The organism is Nonomuraea guangzhouensis (assembly GCF_019396345.1).
Classification (GTDB): domain Bacteria; phylum Actinomycetota; class Actinomycetes; order Streptosporangiales; family Streptosporangiaceae; genus Nonomuraea; species Nonomuraea guangzhouensis.
Genome location: NZ_JAHKRM010000004.1, coordinates 410,468 through 426,314, shown reverse-complemented (window position 1 = coordinate 426,314; position 15,847 = coordinate 410,468). Strand labels below are relative to the sequence as shown.

The following is a 15,847-nucleotide window of genomic DNA, read 5'->3' as shown; positions in this document are numbered from 1 at the left end:
GCGATCACCCTGCCCAGGCCACCTGCCGGATGAGGTCGGACACCCGTACGATGCCCAGGCAGCGGTTCAGCTCGTCGGTCACCACCAGGTCGTCGTAGACGCGGCTCGAGTCCCGGCCCGCCGCCTGCATGGCCGCCACGGCGGGGGTGCTCTTCGGCACCGTACGCGGCGGGTCGGCCAGCCGCTGGGCGGGCTTCGAGCCGTGCAGCGCATGCCCGTAGCGGGCCGCGAACGACAGCAGGAACCGGCTGCGATCCAGGCTGCCCCTGGGCCGCTGGTACTCGTCCACCAGGATCACGCTGGTGATCGACGGCTCCTGCCCGAAGGCCTCCATCACCTCCTCCGCCTTCGCCCCGACGGGCAGCGTCACGGCGGGCAGCAGGAGCTCCTGCACGCGTGGCCCGAGCCGTACGGCGACGGACGGCTCCCCGGCGGCCGGGAGCGGCACCCGTACCTTCCCGTCGGGCCCTGGGCTCAGCAGCGGCCCGCAGGCCAGCCGCACCTCCCAGCCGCGCACCGCGGCGAGCTGCGCCTCGTGCTCGACCCCCGCGACCAGCGCGTGCGCGCCGAGACCGCGCGCCAGCGCCACCACCGCCCGTGCCACCGCCGCCGGACGGCGGTCGCCCGGCAGCCCCCCGGCCGGCTCGGGGGCCAGGGCCAGCAGGTACGGGGAGGCGTCCGCGATGATGTCGAGCGGCACGCTCTCCGTGCCCACGTCACTGAAGCCCAGCAGATAGCCGAGGTTGCGCAGCCCGTCGAGCGCCACCTTCAGCACCGGCCGGTCGGCGGTCCCGCACGGGCCCGTGAGCAGCACGATGGCCTCGCGCGGGTGCCTGCCCGACCGCCGCATCGCCTCGTGCAGCGGAGCCAGCGCGCCGGCGCCCGCCAGCACGATCCGCATGGGCAGCTCCAGCACCATGGGCAGGGGGTCGGCCCTGAGGTAGCCCGCCGGGTCGATGACCGCCGGGCGTGCGATGACGGCTCCCGTGTCGAGATCCACCACGGGGCTGGTGAGCAGGGAGGACACGTAGCGATGATGGTGGTGCGGCACGTCGGGCAGAAGTGCCTTGAAGCGGAATTCACCGATATTTCCCACGGAGTTGGGCGTGGTCGCCGCTCCGATAGCCTTCCGGCATGAGTGCGCGACCGGCGAAGGGTGGCGGGCGGTGGGTGTCCGTGGTGCCCGAACGCGTGCACCCGTGGATCGACGGCTTCGCCGACCGGCATGGCCCGTTCGAGGCCACCGGTGACGAGCGGGTCGTGCGCCTGGTGGCCGCCGACGGGGCGTTGGCGGAGCTGTACGTACCCTTTCCGCCTATGCAGGCCGGAAGGCCGTACGTGAGCAGGCTCGTCGCCCACGCGCGGACAGAGCGGCACATAGGGGTCATCTTGGTACGCATGGGCGGTTACGCGGCGGGCGTGTTCCACGGGTCGCGGCTGGTGACGTCCAAGGTCGGGTCGCGGCTGGTCCAAGGGCGTACGGCGGCGGGCGGATGGTCGCAGCAGCGCTTCGCCAGACGCAGGCAGAACCAGGCGGGCCAGGCCTTCGAAGCGGCGGCCGAGACCGTGCTGCGCGTCCTGTCACCGTGCCAGGACGAACTGGACGCGGTCGTGCTCGGCGGCGACCGCAGGGCCGTGGACGCGCTGCGCGCCGACCGGCGCCTGGCCGGCCTGCTGGCGCTGGAGACCGAACCGTTCCTCGTCGTCCCCGACCCGAAGCTCGCCGTACTCAAGGACACGCCCACCCTGTTCCGCGCGGTACGCGTCCGCGTGGTGGACCCACCCACCACAGGTGGGGCCTCGTAAGACCTGAGGCTGACCCGCCGAGCCGCCAAGACCAGACCCAGGGTGGTCGTGCGCCGGAGCGCCCGTCCCTAGCGTTGACCACGTGATCGAGATACGGGAGCTGACCAAACGCTACGGCGGCGTCACCGCCGTCGACCACCTGTCCTTCTCCGTACGGCCGGGGCAGGTCACCGGCTTTCTGGGGCCCAACGGCGCCGGCAAGTCCACGACGATGCGCGCGATCGTGGGCCTCGACCGTCCGAGCGCCGGGACGGCCACCGTCAACGGCCGCCCCTACGCCGACCACCCTGACCCGCTGCGGCAGGTCGGCGCGGTGCTGGAGGCGACCCCGGCGCACCGGGGCCGCACGGCCTACCACCACCTGCTGGCGCTGGCGCGCACGCACGGGATCGCCGCGTCCCGGGTGGACGAGGTGCTCGAGCTGACGGGCCTGGCGCCGGTGGCCAGGCGCCGGGCGGGCGGCTTCTCCCTGGGTATGCGGCAGCGGCTGGGCATCGCGGCGGCGCTGCTCGGCGACCCCGCCGTGCTGATGTTGGACGAACCGGTCAACGGGCTCGACCCCGACGGTGTGCTGTGGCTGCGCACCCTGCTCAAGCACCTGGCCGCCGACGGCCGCACCGTGCTGGTCTCCAGCCACCTGATGAGCGAGATGGCCATGACCGCGCAGCATCTGGTGATCATCGGCCGGGGCCGGTTACTGGCCGACATCTCCACCGCCGAGCTGATCGCCCGCTCCGGCGTGGATCGCGTGCGGGTCCGCAGCCCGCAGGCCACCGAGCTACGCGACCTGCTCGTCCGTCAGGGAGCCGCGGTGACGACCGACGAACCGGGCACCCTGCTGGTCGGCGGCCTGCCGGTCGAGACGATCAGCACCCTGGCGAGGGGGCACGACCTGGCCCTGCACGAGCTCAGCCCGCGCCGCGCGTCGCTGGAGCAGGCCTATATGCGGCTCACCCGCGACGCCATGGAGTTCTCCGCGATGGAAGGGAGCCTGCCGTGACCGCGACCCAGATCACCTTCGGCCGGGTCCTGCGGTCGGAATGGACCAAGCTGTACACACTGCGCGTCACATGGTTCGTTTTCGGCATGGTCCCGCAACTCCTGATCGGCCTGTCCGCGATCATCGGCTGGAACGCGGCCCGCGAGCCGGCGCCCGCGACACCCGTCGCGGATCAGGTGGTGGGCGGCGGGTTTCTGCTGTTCGCCCTGGCGGTCGGCGTGTTCGGGGTGCTGATGATGACCAGCGAGTACGGCGGCGGCCTGATCCGGGTCACGCTGACCGCGGTGCCGCGCCGGTTGCCGGTGCTGTGGGCCAAGGCGCTGGTCCTGGTCGCCATCACGGCCCCCATCATGGTCGCCGCCTACTTACTGGCGTTCCTGGCCAACCAGGCGTTCGTCGACGAGGCCGCCCGCCTCACGCTCGGCGACCCGCACATCGTCCGGGCGATCCTCGGGGTGGCGGCCGCCACGGTCGCGGTCGGCCTGCTCGGGCTGGGCATCGGCACGATGGTGCGGCACACCGCCGGTGCGATCGCCGTGTTCGTGGCCGTCGTCGTGCTCCTTCCTCCGGTGCTGTCGGGCGCGCTGCCCGCCCCGGTGCGTGAGACCGTCCTGCCCTACCTGCCCACGGTTGCCCTGCAGGCCATGTACGAGATCGACGGCGCCGGTGGCGTGCTGGAGCCCTTACCGGGGACGGTCGTGGTGCTCGGGTGGATCGTCTTGGTGCTGTGCGGTGCCGCGGTGATGCTGCGCGGGCGGGACGCATGAACGCCGCCTCCGGCCGTCGTGGGCTGCGTGCCTGGGCCGCGTCTGTCGGCCGGGTGCGTGTCTGGCTCGCCTCTGCCCGTCGGACGCATGCTGGGGCTGCTTCCGCCGGTCGGGCGCATGCTGGGGCTGCTTCCGCCGGTCGGGCGCATGCTGGAGCTGTTTCCGCCGGTCGGGTGCGTCCCGGGGCCGCGCCTGTTCGTCGGCTGCGTGCCTGGGCCGTCCGGCATCCGGAGATGGCGGACGCCGGGCTGGCCTGCCTGGTCGCGGCGCTGGCCGTACCGGTGACGGCGGGGGGTGCGGCTGCCCGCGGTGTGCTCGAACCGGGGACAGGCGTCACAGGGGCCGCCTGGCTGTGGTTCGCCGCCGTTCACGTCCCGCTGGTGTGGCGGCGGCGGGCGCCGGCCGTCGTGTTCTGGATCGTGCTGGCGCTGGTGGGGGTCAGCGGTCTGATCGGGGTCACCGGCGTGTTCCTGGTCTTCGTGCCGTTGCTGGCGGTGTACACGGTGGCCCGGCACCGTCCGCAGCGCCACCTGTGGCCGGCGGTGGGGGCGGTCGCGGGCGCCGTGTGGCTGAGCGGGCTGCGGGACGACCCCGGCTGGCCGACACTGATCGGGACGTCCTCGGTCCTGGGGGTCGTCGCGCTGCTGGGGGTCACCCTGCGGATGCGGCAGGGCTACCTGGCCGAGCGCGCCCGGCACCTGGCGGAGCAGCGCGATCAACAGGCCCGGCTGGCGGTGGCCGCCGAGCGCGCCAGGATCGCCAGGGAGGTGCACGATATCGTGGCGCACAGCCTGGCCGTCATGGTCGCGCTCGCTGACGGCGCCTCGTACACCGCCAGAGCTTCGCTCGCCTACAGGGTCCCGTACGGCGGCGGCGTACAGCACGCCGCTGGTGGCGTGTCTGCGGATGGTGGCGTGGCTTCGGGCGGTGGCGTGCCTTCGGATGGTGCCGCGCCTGGGGATCGGGCCTCACTTGCCGAGGGCGGCTCATGCTCCGGTGGTGCCTCGCCTACGGACGGTGCCTCGCCTACGGACGGTGCCTCGCCTACGGACGGTGCCTCGCCTACCGATGGCGCGTCGTATGCCGCCAGAGACTCGCTCGCCGACGACGCTTCGCACCCCGACGGGGGCTCGCCCATCGTCAGGGCCACTCCCATCGCCGACGGAGCTCTTTTCACCGCTGGGGCCGTGCACGCTGACGGGGCCGCGCATGCCGACAGGACCACGCACGCTGACGGGGCCGCGCATGCCGACAGGACCACGCACGCTGACGGGACCACGCACGCTGACAGGACCGCGCTCTTCGCCGGAGGCGGTCACGAGCGGGTGGCGGTCATGATGGAGAAGGTCTCGGAGACCGGGCGGCAGGCGTTGTCGGAGATGCGGCGGCTGGTCGGTCTGCTGCGCGATGGTGGCGGTGAGTCGCAGTTGGGCGGAGGTCCGGAAAGAGCGCCGCAGCCGGGGTTGGACGATCTCGACCGGTTGGTGGATCAGGTGCGGGAGGCGGGTGTACGGGTCGAGGTGCTCCGTGAGGGTGTGGCAGGCAGTTGGGGCCCGGGGGCGGAGCTGGCCGTCTATCGGATTGTGCAGGAGGCGCTGACCAACGCCCTCAAGCACGCGGGACGGCGGGTCAGCGTGCGCGTCCGGCTCAGTTACACGACGTACGGCGCTGATCTGGAGATCACCGACGACGGCGCCGGCCGCCCCGCACGTCCGGCGTCCACTCAGCCGGACGGTGGCCGTGGATTGGTGGGGCCGGACGGTGCCCACGGGTTAGTGGGGCCGGATGGCGCGCACGGGTTGGCGGGGCTGGGGGGCAGAGACAGCCTGGCGTGCCTGGATGGTGGAGGCGGTCTGGCGGGGCCGGGCGGTGTTCATGGGTTGGCGGGTCCGGATGGTGGAGACGGCCTGGCGGGGCCGGATGATGTTCACAGGTTGGTGGGGGCGGATGGCTGCCAAGGTCGGGCAGGGGTGGATGACGGCCTGGGTCTGGCGGGGTTGGATGGTGGCCGCAGTTGGACAGGGGCGGATGGTGGCCGCAGCTGGGCAGGGTTGGATGGGGGTTATGGGGCGGCAGGGTCGGATGGCGGCTTTGGGCTGGTGGGGTCGGAGGGTGGTCATGGGCTGGCGGGGATGGTCGAGCGGGCCGCGTCGTACGGTGGCTGGGTCGAGGCGGGACCCGTCCCCGGCGGCGGGTGGCGGGTGCGCGCTCGCCTGCGCTTCGATGACACTATGCTCGCATGAGCATCCGGTTACTGCTCGTCGACGATCAGCCCCTGCAGCGGCTCGGGTTCCGGGCGGTGATCGAGACCCAGCCCGACCTGGAAGTGGTGGGCGAGGCGGGCGACGGTGCGCAGGCCGTGGCGATGACCCGGGCGCTGCGGCCCGACGTGGTGTTGATGGACGTACGGATGCCCGTGCTGGACGGCATCGAGGCGACCCGGCGGATCGTCGAGTTGGGGGCAGAGGCGAGGGTGCTGGTGGTGACCACGTTCGATCTCGACGAGTACGTCTACGCCGCGCTGCGGGCCGGAGCCAGCGGGTTCCTGCTCAAGGACGTGCCGCCGCCCGACCTGCTGACGGGTGTGCGGGCCGTGGCGGCCGGTGACGCGATGGTGTCGCCCGGCGTGACCCGCCGGCTCATCGACGCGTTCGCCGCTCACCTGCCCGACCTGGCGACCGGGCAGTCTCCGGCCGACCAGCTGCTCGACCGGCTCACCGAGCGGGAGCGGGACGTGTTCAGGCAGGTGGCCCGGGGCTGGTCCAACGCCGAGATCGCCGGGTCGTTGACGATCTCTGAGGCGACGGTCAAGTCGCATATCGGGCGGATCCTTACCAAGCTTCACCTGCGTGATCGAGTACAGCTCGTGGTCCTCGCGTACGAGAGCGGTATCGTACGCCGTGGGGAGCGGTGATGGCCTCGTGATCAGCGATCTGATGCGCGACGGCAAGCGAATTGGTACCTCATCGCCTTGAGTCGATTCAAATCGATCATGTGTACGGCTATGATGAGGCCCGTTCAACACCGGAGCGGCCACGTGAGGATCAATGGCGACCACGAACATCAAGGAGGTCGCGCAGCGGGCACGCGTCTCCGTGGGCACCGTGAGCAACGTGCTCAACCGCCCCGAGATCGTCTCCCCCGCCACGCGTGAACGCGTCTTCAGCGCGATCCGCGAGCTGGGCTTCGTCCGCAACGAAGTGGCTCGCCACCTGCGGGTCGGCCGCAGCCGCACGGTCGGCCTGATCGTGCTGGACGTGGCCAACCCGTTCTTCGCCGACGTCGCGCAGGGCGCCGACACCCTGGCCGACGAGCACGACACCATGGTGGTGCTGTGCAACAGCGCCGCCGACCCGGCCCGTGAGCTGCGCTACCTCTACCAGCTCGAACAGCAGCGGGTGATGGGCATCCTCATCACGCCGGTCGACGCGGGCAACCCGCGGCTGGCGGAGCTCGCCGCCAGGGGCACGCCCGTGGTGCTCGTCGACAGCGCCGCCACCGGGCTGCAGTGCTCGGTGGCGGTCGACGACCGGCTCGGCGGCCACATCGCCGGAGCGCACCTGATCGAGCGGGGACACCGCAAGATCCTGTTCGTGGGCGGACCGCAGTCGATCAAGCAGGTGGCCGACCGGCACGCGGGCTTCACCAGCGCGGTCACCGAGGCCGGCGACACCGAGCCGGGCGGGGGAGTCGACCCGGGCGGCGGAATGGGACCGGGTGGCGGCGTCGAGCTGGTCGCCTGGTTCATGCCCGCGCTGAGCGTCGCCAACGGGCGCAGCGCGGGAGAGCGGGTGGCGGCGCTGCCATCCGGGGAGCGGCCGACGGCCGTCTTCTGCGCCAACGACCTGCTCGCCCTGGGATTCCTGCAGGCCATGGCCGCGCGTGGGCTGCGCGTGCCGGACGACATGGCGATCGTCGGCTACGACGACATAGATTTCGCCGCCGCGGCGACCGTGCCGCTGTCGTCGGTCCGCCAGCCGCGTGAGCTGCTCGGGCGTACGGCCATCGACCTGCTGCTGGAGGAGGTCGCCGAGCCGGAGCTGCACCGGCACCGGCAGGTCATCTTCCAGCCGGACCTGGTGGTCCGGCAGTCCAGCGACCTGCACAGGAGTCCACATTGACGGAGATCTACCGCAATCCGCTCGCCGGCCCCGACGACCTGGCCGGGTTCCGGCTGGAAGGGGACGGGGCGACGACGTTCCCCATGGGACGGATGCGGCTGGAGAGTCTCAGGCCGCCGGCCGACGGGCAGGCGGCGAACGTCGTGCTCTGGTGCCCCGAGGACCTGCCCGCCGACGTGCGGATCGAATGGGACTTCTGGCCGGTCAGGGAGCCGGGGCTGTGCATCATGTTCTTCCATGCCCGCGGCCGGGGTGGCGAGGATCTGTTCGACCCGGGTCTCGCGCCGCGCAGCGGGCCGTACGAGCAGTACCACCACGGCGACATCGACGCCTACCATGTGTCCTACTTCCGCCGGATGTGGGCGTCCGAACGCGCCCTGCACACCTGCAACCTGCGCAAGAGCCATGGGTTCCACCTGGTCGCGCAGGGTGCCGACCCGCTACCCGCGGTGCTCGACGCCGACGGTCCGTACGCCATGCGCCTGGACGTCGAGGGCGGCGTGATCACGTTCTCGGTTAACGATGTCGTCTCGTTCCGCTGGACGGACGACGGGAGCACCGGTGGCCCCGCGCTGGTGGGCGGCAAGATCGGGTTCCGGCAGATGGCCCCGATGATCGGGGAATATGCGAATCTGCGGGTTTCTCGTCATTGACTTTGAGTCGATTCAACACTAATTTCGCACCAACCGCCGTTCACTCGTGCGAAACGGGCAAGGAACGGCGGCGCAACACTCCACCCCCGTGTCCGCGCACACGCCACGAGAAGGTGGTGCCGGATGAACCATCCCGCCACGTCGATCAGGATTCAAGCTGCCTGCTCAGAGCTCATCTGGGCGGCTCGCCTGAACCTCCTGTGGATCCTGTTCACCCTCGCGGGTGGCGTGATCCTGGGCCTAGGGCCCGCCACCGTAGCCGCCTACACGCTGGCTCGGCGGCATGCTCGCGGTGAATCGATTCAGGCCTGGACCGAATTCTGGACCGTCTACCGACGGGAGTTCGTCCGCGCCTCGCTGCTGATCCTTCCGGTGGCGGTGCTCGCCACCGTCCTCGTGGGCAACTACCTGTACTTCTCCGCTCTCGGGCCCGGCTCGGGAGCGTTGCGGATCGCGACCTTCCTGGCGCTGGTGGTGCTGGCCGGGGTGGGGGCCTATCTCGGGCCGCTCTACGCGCACTACGACCTGCCGCTCTGGGCCTATATTCCCAAAGCCTCGCTGTTAGCGCTAACTCGACCCGCCTCCTCAGTGCTGCTGCTGTTCGCGCTCGCGGCCATCGCCTTCGTGACCTCGGTGGCGCCCGTCCTCGCAGCGGTGATCAGCATCGGTGCGTGGATCTATCTCAACACGTGGCTCTGCCTGCGTTTCTTCGAGGAGAACGAGGCTCGCCTGCATTCGAAAGGGAACTCATGAGCGCATCTCGTCGACGCCGGCTGACCGCCGGTGTGTTGACGCTAACGGCTGCTCTTCTCGCGTCGGCATGCTCCAGCGGCGGCGGGGGGAGTGAGACCGACAGCAGCACGGTGACCATGATGGTCCCGCTGTTCGGTACGGCCCCCGACCCCAAGGGCGAGATGCAGCAGGCGGTCGAGAAGCTGGTCGGCAAGAAGCTCCAGATCACCTGGGTGCCCAACGCCGACTACAACGACAAGACCAACGTCACGCTGGCCTCGGACAAGATGCCGCAGATCATGGTCATCCAGGGCGACAAGACCTCGTCGTTCGTCCGCGCCGCCCAGGCCGGGGCGTTCTGGGACCTGACTGACAAGCTGGACAAGTATCCGAACCTGAAGAACCGGGACGCGCGGACGGTCCGGAACTCCTCCACCAACGGCAAGATCTACGGCCTCTACCGGATCCGTCCCCTGCTCCGTTCGGCCGTCGTGATCAACAAGCAGTGGATGGACAAGCTCAAGCTGAAGACGCCTGAGACCGTCGATGACCTCTACGACATCGCCAAGGCGTTCACCGAGAAGGACCCTGACGGCAACGGCAAGAAGGACACCTACGGCCTGATCATCCCCAAGTGGCCGTCTCCCCAGTACGGCAGCGCCAGCCCGTACGACGTGATCGAGACCTGGTTCGGCGCCCCGAACATCTGGGGTGAGCGGGACGGCAAGCTCGTCCCCGGCTTCGACACCCCTGAGTTCGTCGAGGCGAACAAGTTCGTCAAGAAGATGGTCGATGAGGGCCTGGTCAACCCCGACTACGCCACCCTCGACTCGGCCAAGTGGAACGACCCGTTCGTCCAGGGCAAGGGCGGCATGATCATCGACGTCAACGTCCGCGGCACCAACCTCCTCGACCTGCTCAAGGAGAAGGACCCCAACGACTTCGACAAGGTCCTCACGGTCGGCAACCTCAAGCGCTCCGACGGCAAGAAGTTCTCCTACCCCTTCACCGGCTACAACGGCGTCATCGCCGTCCCGAGGCAGAGCGTGCAGACCGAGCAGCAGCTCGACGAGGTGCTGACGGTCCTGGACAAGATGGCCTCCAAGGAGGGCGGGGTCCTGCTGAGCAACGGGCTCGAGGGCCGCAACTTCAAGGTCCAGGACGGCGGCGCCGTCCGCATCAGCCAGGACGACCCCAAGGTCAAGCAGATCCAGCAGGACGTGGACAAGGCGTTCATCCAGCTCGGCACCACCGCCAGCGTCGGCCTCGGCGCCTACCCGGACATCTACCCGGACAAGCCGCACCAGGACCAGGTCACGCTGCGCAACAAGCTGGCCGAGGAGGACCTGAAGACCGCCGTGCACAACCCGGCGCTCGCGGTCATGGCGCCCACCACCATCGCCAAGGGCCAGACCCTCGACCCGATCATCACCGACGCCCGGATCAAGTTCATCTCCGGCGCGATCGACGAGGCGGGGCTGAAGGCCGAGATCAAGCGCTGGTACGACAACGGCGGCACACAGATCGCCGCTGAGACCAACGACCTGGTCTCCAAGCTCGGCAACTGACCTCGCCCGAGGGGCCCGGGACATTCCCGGGCCCCTTCTGTGAAAGGAGGTGGCTGTGGCCACCGACCTGGCGCCGCCTCCCACGAAGGCGGCCACCAAACCCGGGCGCCGCCGCGAGAGGCTGACGTTCCGCACCGCCGTGCTGCGTTACCGCTGGCTGTACCTGATGCTGCTGCCCGGTCTCGCGTACTTCATCGTCTTCAAGTACCTGCCGATGTACGGCGTGACCATCGCCTTCCAGGACTTCCTGCCGTTCCTCGGCTACTCCGGCAGCCCGTGGGTCGGCTTCAAGCACTTCGAGGAGCTGTTCAACGGGCCGGACTTCGGCCGCCTGATGTTCAACACGCTCATGCTGGCGCTGCTGACGGCGGTCTTCGTCTTCCCCGCGCCGATCATCGTCGCGCTCATGCTGAACGAGCTGCGGCACAGCGTGCTCAAGCGGTCGATCCAGTCGCTGGTCTACATCCCGCACTTCCTCTCCTGGACGATCGTCGCCTCGCTGACGTACCTGCTGTTCTCCGTGGACTTCGGGGTGATCGCCACCTTCTTCCACGAGATGCTCGGCGGCAAGAAGATCGACTACGTGGCCCAGCCCGACTGGTTCCGGCCGATCATCGTCTTCCAGCTGCTGTGGAAGCAGACCGGCTGGGGCACGATCATCTACCTGGCCGCGCTGGCGGGTGTGAACACCGACCTGTACGAGGCGGCCCGCATGGACGGCGCCGGGCGCTTCCGGCAGTTCTGGCACGTCACGCTGCCCGCCATCCGGCCCACGATCGTGGTGATGGCCGTCCTGACGTCGGGTCACCTGCTCGACACCGGTTTCGAGCAGATCTGGCTGATGACCGGCGCGCTGAACCGCTCGGCGGCGGACGTGTTCGACACCTTCGTCTACTACATGGGCATCACCCAGGGCGCCTTCAGCTACTCCACGGCCGTCGGCCTGTTCAAGGGTCTGGTGGGCGTCCTCCTGATCTTCGGCTCCAACTGGCTGGCCAAGCGCCTCGGCCAGCGTGGACTGTTCTAAGGAGCGCTTGAATGCCCAACCAGTCGCCCACACACCAGCACACGCTCGGCAGCCGCGTGTTCGACGTGCTCAACATCGCCGTGCTGCTGTTCCTGGCGCTGATCACGATCCTGCCCCTGCTGTACGTGCTGGCCGGGTCGTTCGCCTCGGAGGCGGAGATCGCCTCACGGCCGTTCTTCCTGTGGCCGGAGAAGTTCGTCACCACCACCTATGAGTACATCTTCGACTCGGGCACGTTCGTCCGGGCGCTGCTCACCACGATCTGCGTGACGGCGGTGGGCACGGTGGTGCAGGTGCTGCTGACGTTCACGATGGCCTACCCCCTGGCCAAGCGGTACCTGCCGGGACGGACGCTGGTCCTGAACCTGGTCATCTTCACGCTCGTCTTCACCGGCGGCATGATCCCCACCTACCTGGTGGTGCGGGACCTGGGGATGCTCGACAGCTACTGGGCGCTGATCCTGCCGCTGGCGATCAACCCCTTCTACCTGATCATCGTGAAGAGCTTCTTCCAGGAGCTGCCGCAGGCGCTGGAGGAGGCGGCGCGCATCGACGGCTGCAACGAGATGGGCGTCTTCTTCAAGATCGTGCTGCCGCTCTCGAAGCCGATCATCGCGACGTTCTCCCTGTTCTACGCGGTGGGCATCTGGAACGACTACATGTCGCCGCTGCTGTACATCGACGACTCCAAGAAGTGGACGCTCCAGGTGCTCGTCAGGCAGCTGACCAGCCCCGACGCCCAGAACGCGATGGCCATGCTGGAGTCGGTGTTCTTCCCCACCCAGGGACTGAAGTTCGCGGTGGTCGTCATCGCGACGCTGCCGATCCTGCTGTTCTACCCGTTCCTGCAGAAGCACTTCTCCAAGGGTGTGCTGCTCGGGTCGGTCAAGGAGTGACCCGTACGGTCCTGCTGGCGGGTGACTCGACCGTCGCCTCCTGCCCGGCGGCCGAGGCGCCCATGTCGGGGTGGGGCGCGCAGCTCGCGGCCCACACCGGCGGCCCGGTGCGCAACTTCGCCAAGGGCGGCGCGACCACCGCCAGCCACCGGGCCGAGGGGCTGTGGGCGGCGCTGCTGCTGGAGATCACACCTGGTGACGTGGTGGTCCTGCAGTTCGGGCACAACGACCAGAAGGAACCCGGCCTGCCGTACCAGGAGAATCTCCGCCTCTTCGCCGAGGAGGCGCGGCAGGCGGGCGCGCTGCCGGTGCTGTGCACGCCGGTGCAGCGGCGCAGGTTCGACGGCGACCGGCTGGTGCCGACCCATGGCGGCCATCCCGGCCAGGTGCGCGAGCTGGCGGCGGCCGAGGGTCTGCCGCTGATCGACCTGACCGCCGCGACCACCGAGCTGTACGAGCGCCTCGGACCCGAGGGCTCCAAGGCCCTGTTCACCCATTTCGCGCCCGGCGAGCACCCGCTGTACCCCGAGGGCGTGGCCGACGACACCCACTTCTGCTTCCGCGGCGCCGACGCGGTGGCGGTGCTGGTCGCCGGGCGACTCAAGGAGATCTTTTGACGACGCTGAACTGGCTGGACCGGCCCGCGGACCAGGGCGTGACCTGGGGGGTGCCGTGGCGGCGCGGCGCGGTGGAGGGCGCGGCCGGGTTCGCGCTGGCCGATCTCGAGGGGCGCGCGGTGCCGGTGCAGAGCTGGGTGACCGCCACCTGGCCGGACGGGTCGGTCAAGTGGTCGGCGCACGCGATCGGACCGCAGGCCGACCCCGCCGCGTCGTACGAACTCACCACGGGACAGCAGCCTGCCGTGCCGGAGCGGCCCGTCACCGTCGTCCGCGAGGACGGCGTGCTGCGGGTGAGCACGGGCCCCGTCACCTGGACGATCGAGGAGACGGGCGACACGCTGGCCCGCTCCGTCTCCCACGGCTCCCGCGAGATCGCCAGGAACGTCCGCCTGATCAGCCTCCACCAGGACGGCCCCACCCCCGACGACGCCGGCACCGTCACCCGCGAGCAGGCCACGGGCATCGTCCGCGAGGTCACCGTCGAGCAGGACGGCCCCGTCCGGGCCGTGATCCGCCTGGCGGGCGACCACGGCGGCCGGCTGCCGTTCACCGTCCGCCTGTACTTCTACGCGGGCGCCGAGGACGTGCGCGTCATGCACACGTTCGTCTGGGACGGCGACCCCGAGCGGGACTTCCTGGCCGGGCTCGGCCTGCGCGCCGACGTGGTCATGCGCGACGAGCTCCACGACCGCCACGTGCGGCTGGCCGGGCAGGACGGCTTCCTCACCGAGGCGGTCCGCGGGCTGACCGGGCTGCGCCGCGACCCGGGGGAGGCCGTACGGCGGGCCCAGGTCGAGGGCCGGCCGTGCGGCCCGATCGGCAACCCCGAGGTGGCGGGCCGCCTGCACCTCATCCCCGCCTGGAACGACTACACCCTCGACCAGACCTCGGCCGACGGCTTCACCCTGCGCAAACGCGCCGCCGACGGCCACGCCTGGGTGACCGTCCCGTCGGGCACCCGCTCGGCCGGGTACGGCTACCTCGGCGGCGCGAGCGGCGGTCTCGGCTTCGGCCTGCGCGACTTCTGGCGGCTGCACCCGACCCGGCTCGACGTCAGGGGCGCCGCCACCGCCCTGGCCACCGCGACCGTCTGGCTCTGGTCGCCCTCCGCGCCCGCCATGGACCTGCGCTTCTACCACGACGGCATGGGCCAGGACACCTTCGCCGAGCAGCTGGAGGGCCTGGAGATCACCTACGAGGACTACGAGCCGGGCTTCGGCGACGCCCACGGCATCGCCCGTACCCACGAACTCACGCTGCGCGTCCACGACGCCACGCCGTCGTCGGCGGCCCTGGCCGGGCACGCGGCCGCGATGAACGAGCCGGCGCTGCTGACCGCCGCCCCGGAACGCCTCCGCGAGGCGGGCGTGTTCGGCGACTGGGCGCTGCCCGACCGCTCCACGCCCGCCCATGCGGCGATCGAGGACCGGCTGGACCTGCTGTTCGACTTCTACCGGCGTGAGCGGGAGCAGCGCAGGTGGTACGGGTTCTGGGACTACGGCGACGTGATGCACACCTACGACGCCGACCGGCACACCTGGCGCTACGACGTCGGCGGCTACGCGTGGGACAACTCCGAGCTCTCGCCCGACCTGTGGCTCTGGTACCAGTATCTGCGCACGGGACGGGCCGACGTCTTCCGCTTCGCCGAGGCCATGACCCGCCACACCGGCGAGGTCGACGTCTATCACCTCGGCCGCTGGAAGGGCCTGGGCACCAGGCACAACGTGCAGCACTGGGGATGCAGCGCCAAGCAGTTGCGCATCTCCAACGCCGCCTACCGGCGCTTCTTCTACTACCTGACCGCCGACGAGCGCACCGGCGACCTGCTCGACGAGCTGGCCAGGCCCGAGGAGACGTTCCTGGCGATCGACCCCACGCGCAAGGTGCGCCAGGACGTCTACACCCCGGACCCGTCCGCGCTGGCGGTCGGGCTCGGCACCGACTGGGGTTCGCTCGTGGCGGCCTGGCTCACCCGGTGGGAGCGCCACGGCGACGAGCACGCCAAGGACAGGCTGCTGGGCACGATGGCCGGCATCGGCGCGCTGCCCCAGGGGTTCCTGACCGGCGAGGCCCGCCTCGACCTGGCCACAGGCCGGTTCGACACCTCCCGCGACCAGATCTCCGTCTCCCACCTGTCGTCGGTCTTCGGGCTGCCCGAGATGTGTTCCGAGCTCATCTCGCTCGGCCTGGACGTGCCCGGGTTCGAGCGGGCCTGGCTGGACTACTGCCGGCTCTACCTCGCCCCCGCCGAGCGGCAGGCCGCCGAGGTGGGCCGGCCGCTGAGCGGCATCTCGCTGGTGCAGGCGCACAGCCGCCTCACCGCGTACGCCGCCGCCCGCTCGGGCGACGCCGGGCTGGCCGCTCTGGCCTGGCGCAAGTTCTTCCTCGACGAGGGCGACCAGCTCAACAGCAACCCCCTGCAGCGCGAGCCGGACTGGCGCCTCACCCGCGTCGAGGGGCCGCACGTCCTGGCGCACGTCCTGGAGGCGCCGTTCGTCTCCACCAACGACGCCGCCCAGTACGGCCTGGCCGCGATCCAGAACCTGGCGCTGATCGGCGGCCACTTGGCGACGGATTGAGCAGAGGTGGGGCTCCCGGCGGGGGCCCTACACTGATCTGTATGCACACTCCCGATTGACCGGCGTCGCCACGCC

14 protein-coding genes are annotated in these 15,847 nt (G+C 70.4%); 13 read left to right on the top strand and 1 reads right to left on the bottom strand.

The window, feature by feature from the left end:
- Window positions 1–4: 4 nt before the first annotated feature.
- A complete protein-coding gene (locus KME78_RS10210; protein ID WP_308126881.1) occupies window positions 5–1,027 on the bottom strand; it encodes an EAL domain-containing protein in 1,023 nt (340 codons plus the stop codon).
- 107 nt (window positions 1,028–1,134) lie between these two features.
- On the opposite strand from KME78_RS10210, the gene KME78_RS10205 reads away from it, so the two are divergent.
- The 13 genes from KME78_RS10205 to KME78_RS10140 all read left to right on the top strand — a co-directional run bounded on the left by KME78_RS10205 (window position 1,135) and on the right by KME78_RS10140 (window position 15,772).
- The gene (locus KME78_RS10205) at window positions 1,135–1,806 is read left to right on the top strand and encodes an acVLRF1 family peptidyl-tRNA hydrolase (protein WP_219528540.1); all 672 of its coding nucleotides are present in this window, start codon (window positions 1,135–1,137) and stop codon (window positions 1,804–1,806) included.
- Window positions 1,807–1,888: 82 nt separating this feature from the next.
- Window positions 1,889–2,806: an ABC transporter ATP-binding protein gene (locus tag KME78_RS10200; RefSeq protein WP_219528539.1), complete on the top strand. Its 918-nt coding sequence runs from the start codon at window positions 1,889–1,891 to the stop codon at window positions 2,804–2,806.
- Complete coding sequence (locus tag KME78_RS10195; protein ID WP_219528538.1) at window positions 2,803–3,573, top strand: hypothetical protein; 771 nt, start codon at window positions 2,803–2,805, stop codon at window positions 3,571–3,573. Before KME78_RS10200 ends, KME78_RS10195 begins: the two co-directional genes overlap by 4 nt.
- The gene (locus tag KME78_RS67095; RefSeq protein WP_443687371.1) at window positions 3,570–5,816 is read left to right on the top strand and encodes a histidine kinase; all 2,247 of its coding nucleotides are present in this window, start codon (window positions 3,570–3,572) and stop codon (window positions 5,814–5,816) included. Before KME78_RS10195 ends, KME78_RS67095 begins: the two co-directional genes overlap by 4 nt.
- Window positions 5,813–6,487 (top strand): response regulator, encoded by a 675-nt coding sequence (locus KME78_RS10180; protein WP_219528537.1) that lies wholly within the window; start codon window positions 5,813–5,815, stop codon window positions 6,485–6,487. Before KME78_RS67095 ends, KME78_RS10180 begins: the two co-directional genes overlap by 4 nt.
- A gap of 133 nt (window positions 6,488–6,620) precedes the next feature.
- Window positions 6,621–7,694 carry a LacI family DNA-binding transcriptional regulator gene (locus KME78_RS10175; protein WP_219528536.1) on the top strand — a complete coding sequence of 358 codons (1,074 nt, stop codon included), beginning with the start codon at window positions 6,621–6,623 and terminating at the stop codon, window positions 7,692–7,694.
- Window positions 7,691–8,347, top strand: a complete 657-nt coding sequence (locus tag KME78_RS10170; RefSeq protein WP_219528535.1) for a DUF1961 family protein — start codon at window positions 7,691–7,693, stop codon at window positions 8,345–8,347. The genes KME78_RS10175 and KME78_RS10170 overlap by 4 nt, the downstream gene beginning before the upstream one ends.
- Window positions 8,348–8,470: 123 nt before the next feature.
- Window positions 8,471–9,100, top strand: coding sequence for a YesL family protein (locus KME78_RS10165; protein WP_246650775.1), 630 nt, complete (start codon window positions 8,471–8,473; stop codon window positions 9,098–9,100).
- 116 nt (window positions 9,101–9,216) lie between these two features.
- On the top strand, window positions 9,217–10,647 hold the full coding sequence (locus KME78_RS10160; protein ID WP_246650881.1) for an extracellular solute-binding protein: 1,431 nt from the start codon (window positions 9,217–9,219) through the stop codon (window positions 10,645–10,647).
- A 55-nt stretch (window positions 10,648–10,702) separates the two neighbouring features.
- On the top strand, window positions 10,703–11,674 hold the full coding sequence (locus tag KME78_RS10155; RefSeq protein ID WP_308126879.1) for an ABC transporter permease: 972 nt from the start codon (window positions 10,703–10,705) through the stop codon (window positions 11,672–11,674).
- An 11-nt stretch (window positions 11,675–11,685) separates the two neighbouring features.
- Entirely contained in the window at window positions 11,686–12,570 is an 885-nt protein-coding gene (locus tag KME78_RS10150) for a carbohydrate ABC transporter permease (protein ID WP_219528534.1), read from the top strand.
- Window positions 12,567–13,187 (top strand): rhamnogalacturonan acetylesterase, encoded by a 621-nt coding sequence (locus KME78_RS10145; RefSeq protein ID WP_219528533.1) that lies wholly within the window; start codon window positions 12,567–12,569, stop codon window positions 13,185–13,187. The genes KME78_RS10150 and KME78_RS10145 overlap by 4 nt, the downstream gene beginning before the upstream one ends.
- A complete protein-coding gene (locus KME78_RS10140; protein WP_219528532.1) occupies window positions 13,184–15,772 on the top strand; it encodes an exo-rhamnogalacturonan lyase family protein in 2,589 nt (862 codons plus the stop codon). The genes KME78_RS10145 and KME78_RS10140 overlap by 4 nt, the downstream gene beginning before the upstream one ends.
- Window positions 15,773–15,847 lie beyond the last annotated feature (75 nt).

Excerpts from the sequence above, each read along its gene's own strand:
- KME78_RS10205 (WP_219528540.1), top strand. The coding sequence starts at position 1,135 with ATGAGTGCGCGACCGGCGAAGGGTGGCGGGCGGTGGGTGTCCGTGGTG.
- KME78_RS67095 (WP_443687371.1), top strand. The coding sequence starts at position 3,570 with ATGAACGCCGCCTCCGGCCGTCGTGGGCTGCGTGCCTGGGCCGCGTCT.
- KME78_RS10180 (WP_219528537.1), top strand. The coding sequence starts at position 5,813 with ATGAGCATCCGGTTACTGCTCGTCGACGATCAGCCCCTGCAGCGGCTC.
- KME78_RS10175 (WP_219528536.1), top strand. The coding sequence starts at position 6,621 with ATGGCGACCACGAACATCAAGGAGGTCGCGCAGCGGGCACGCGTCTCC.
- KME78_RS10165 (WP_246650775.1), top strand. The coding sequence starts at position 8,471 with ATGAACCATCCCGCCACGTCGATCAGGATTCAAGCTGCCTGCTCAGAG.
- KME78_RS10160 (WP_246650881.1), top strand. The coding sequence starts at position 9,217 with ATGATGGTCCCGCTGTTCGGTACGGCCCCCGACCCCAAGGGCGAGATG.
- KME78_RS10150 (WP_219528534.1), top strand. The coding sequence starts at position 11,686 with ATGCCCAACCAGTCGCCCACACACCAGCACACGCTCGGCAGCCGCGTG.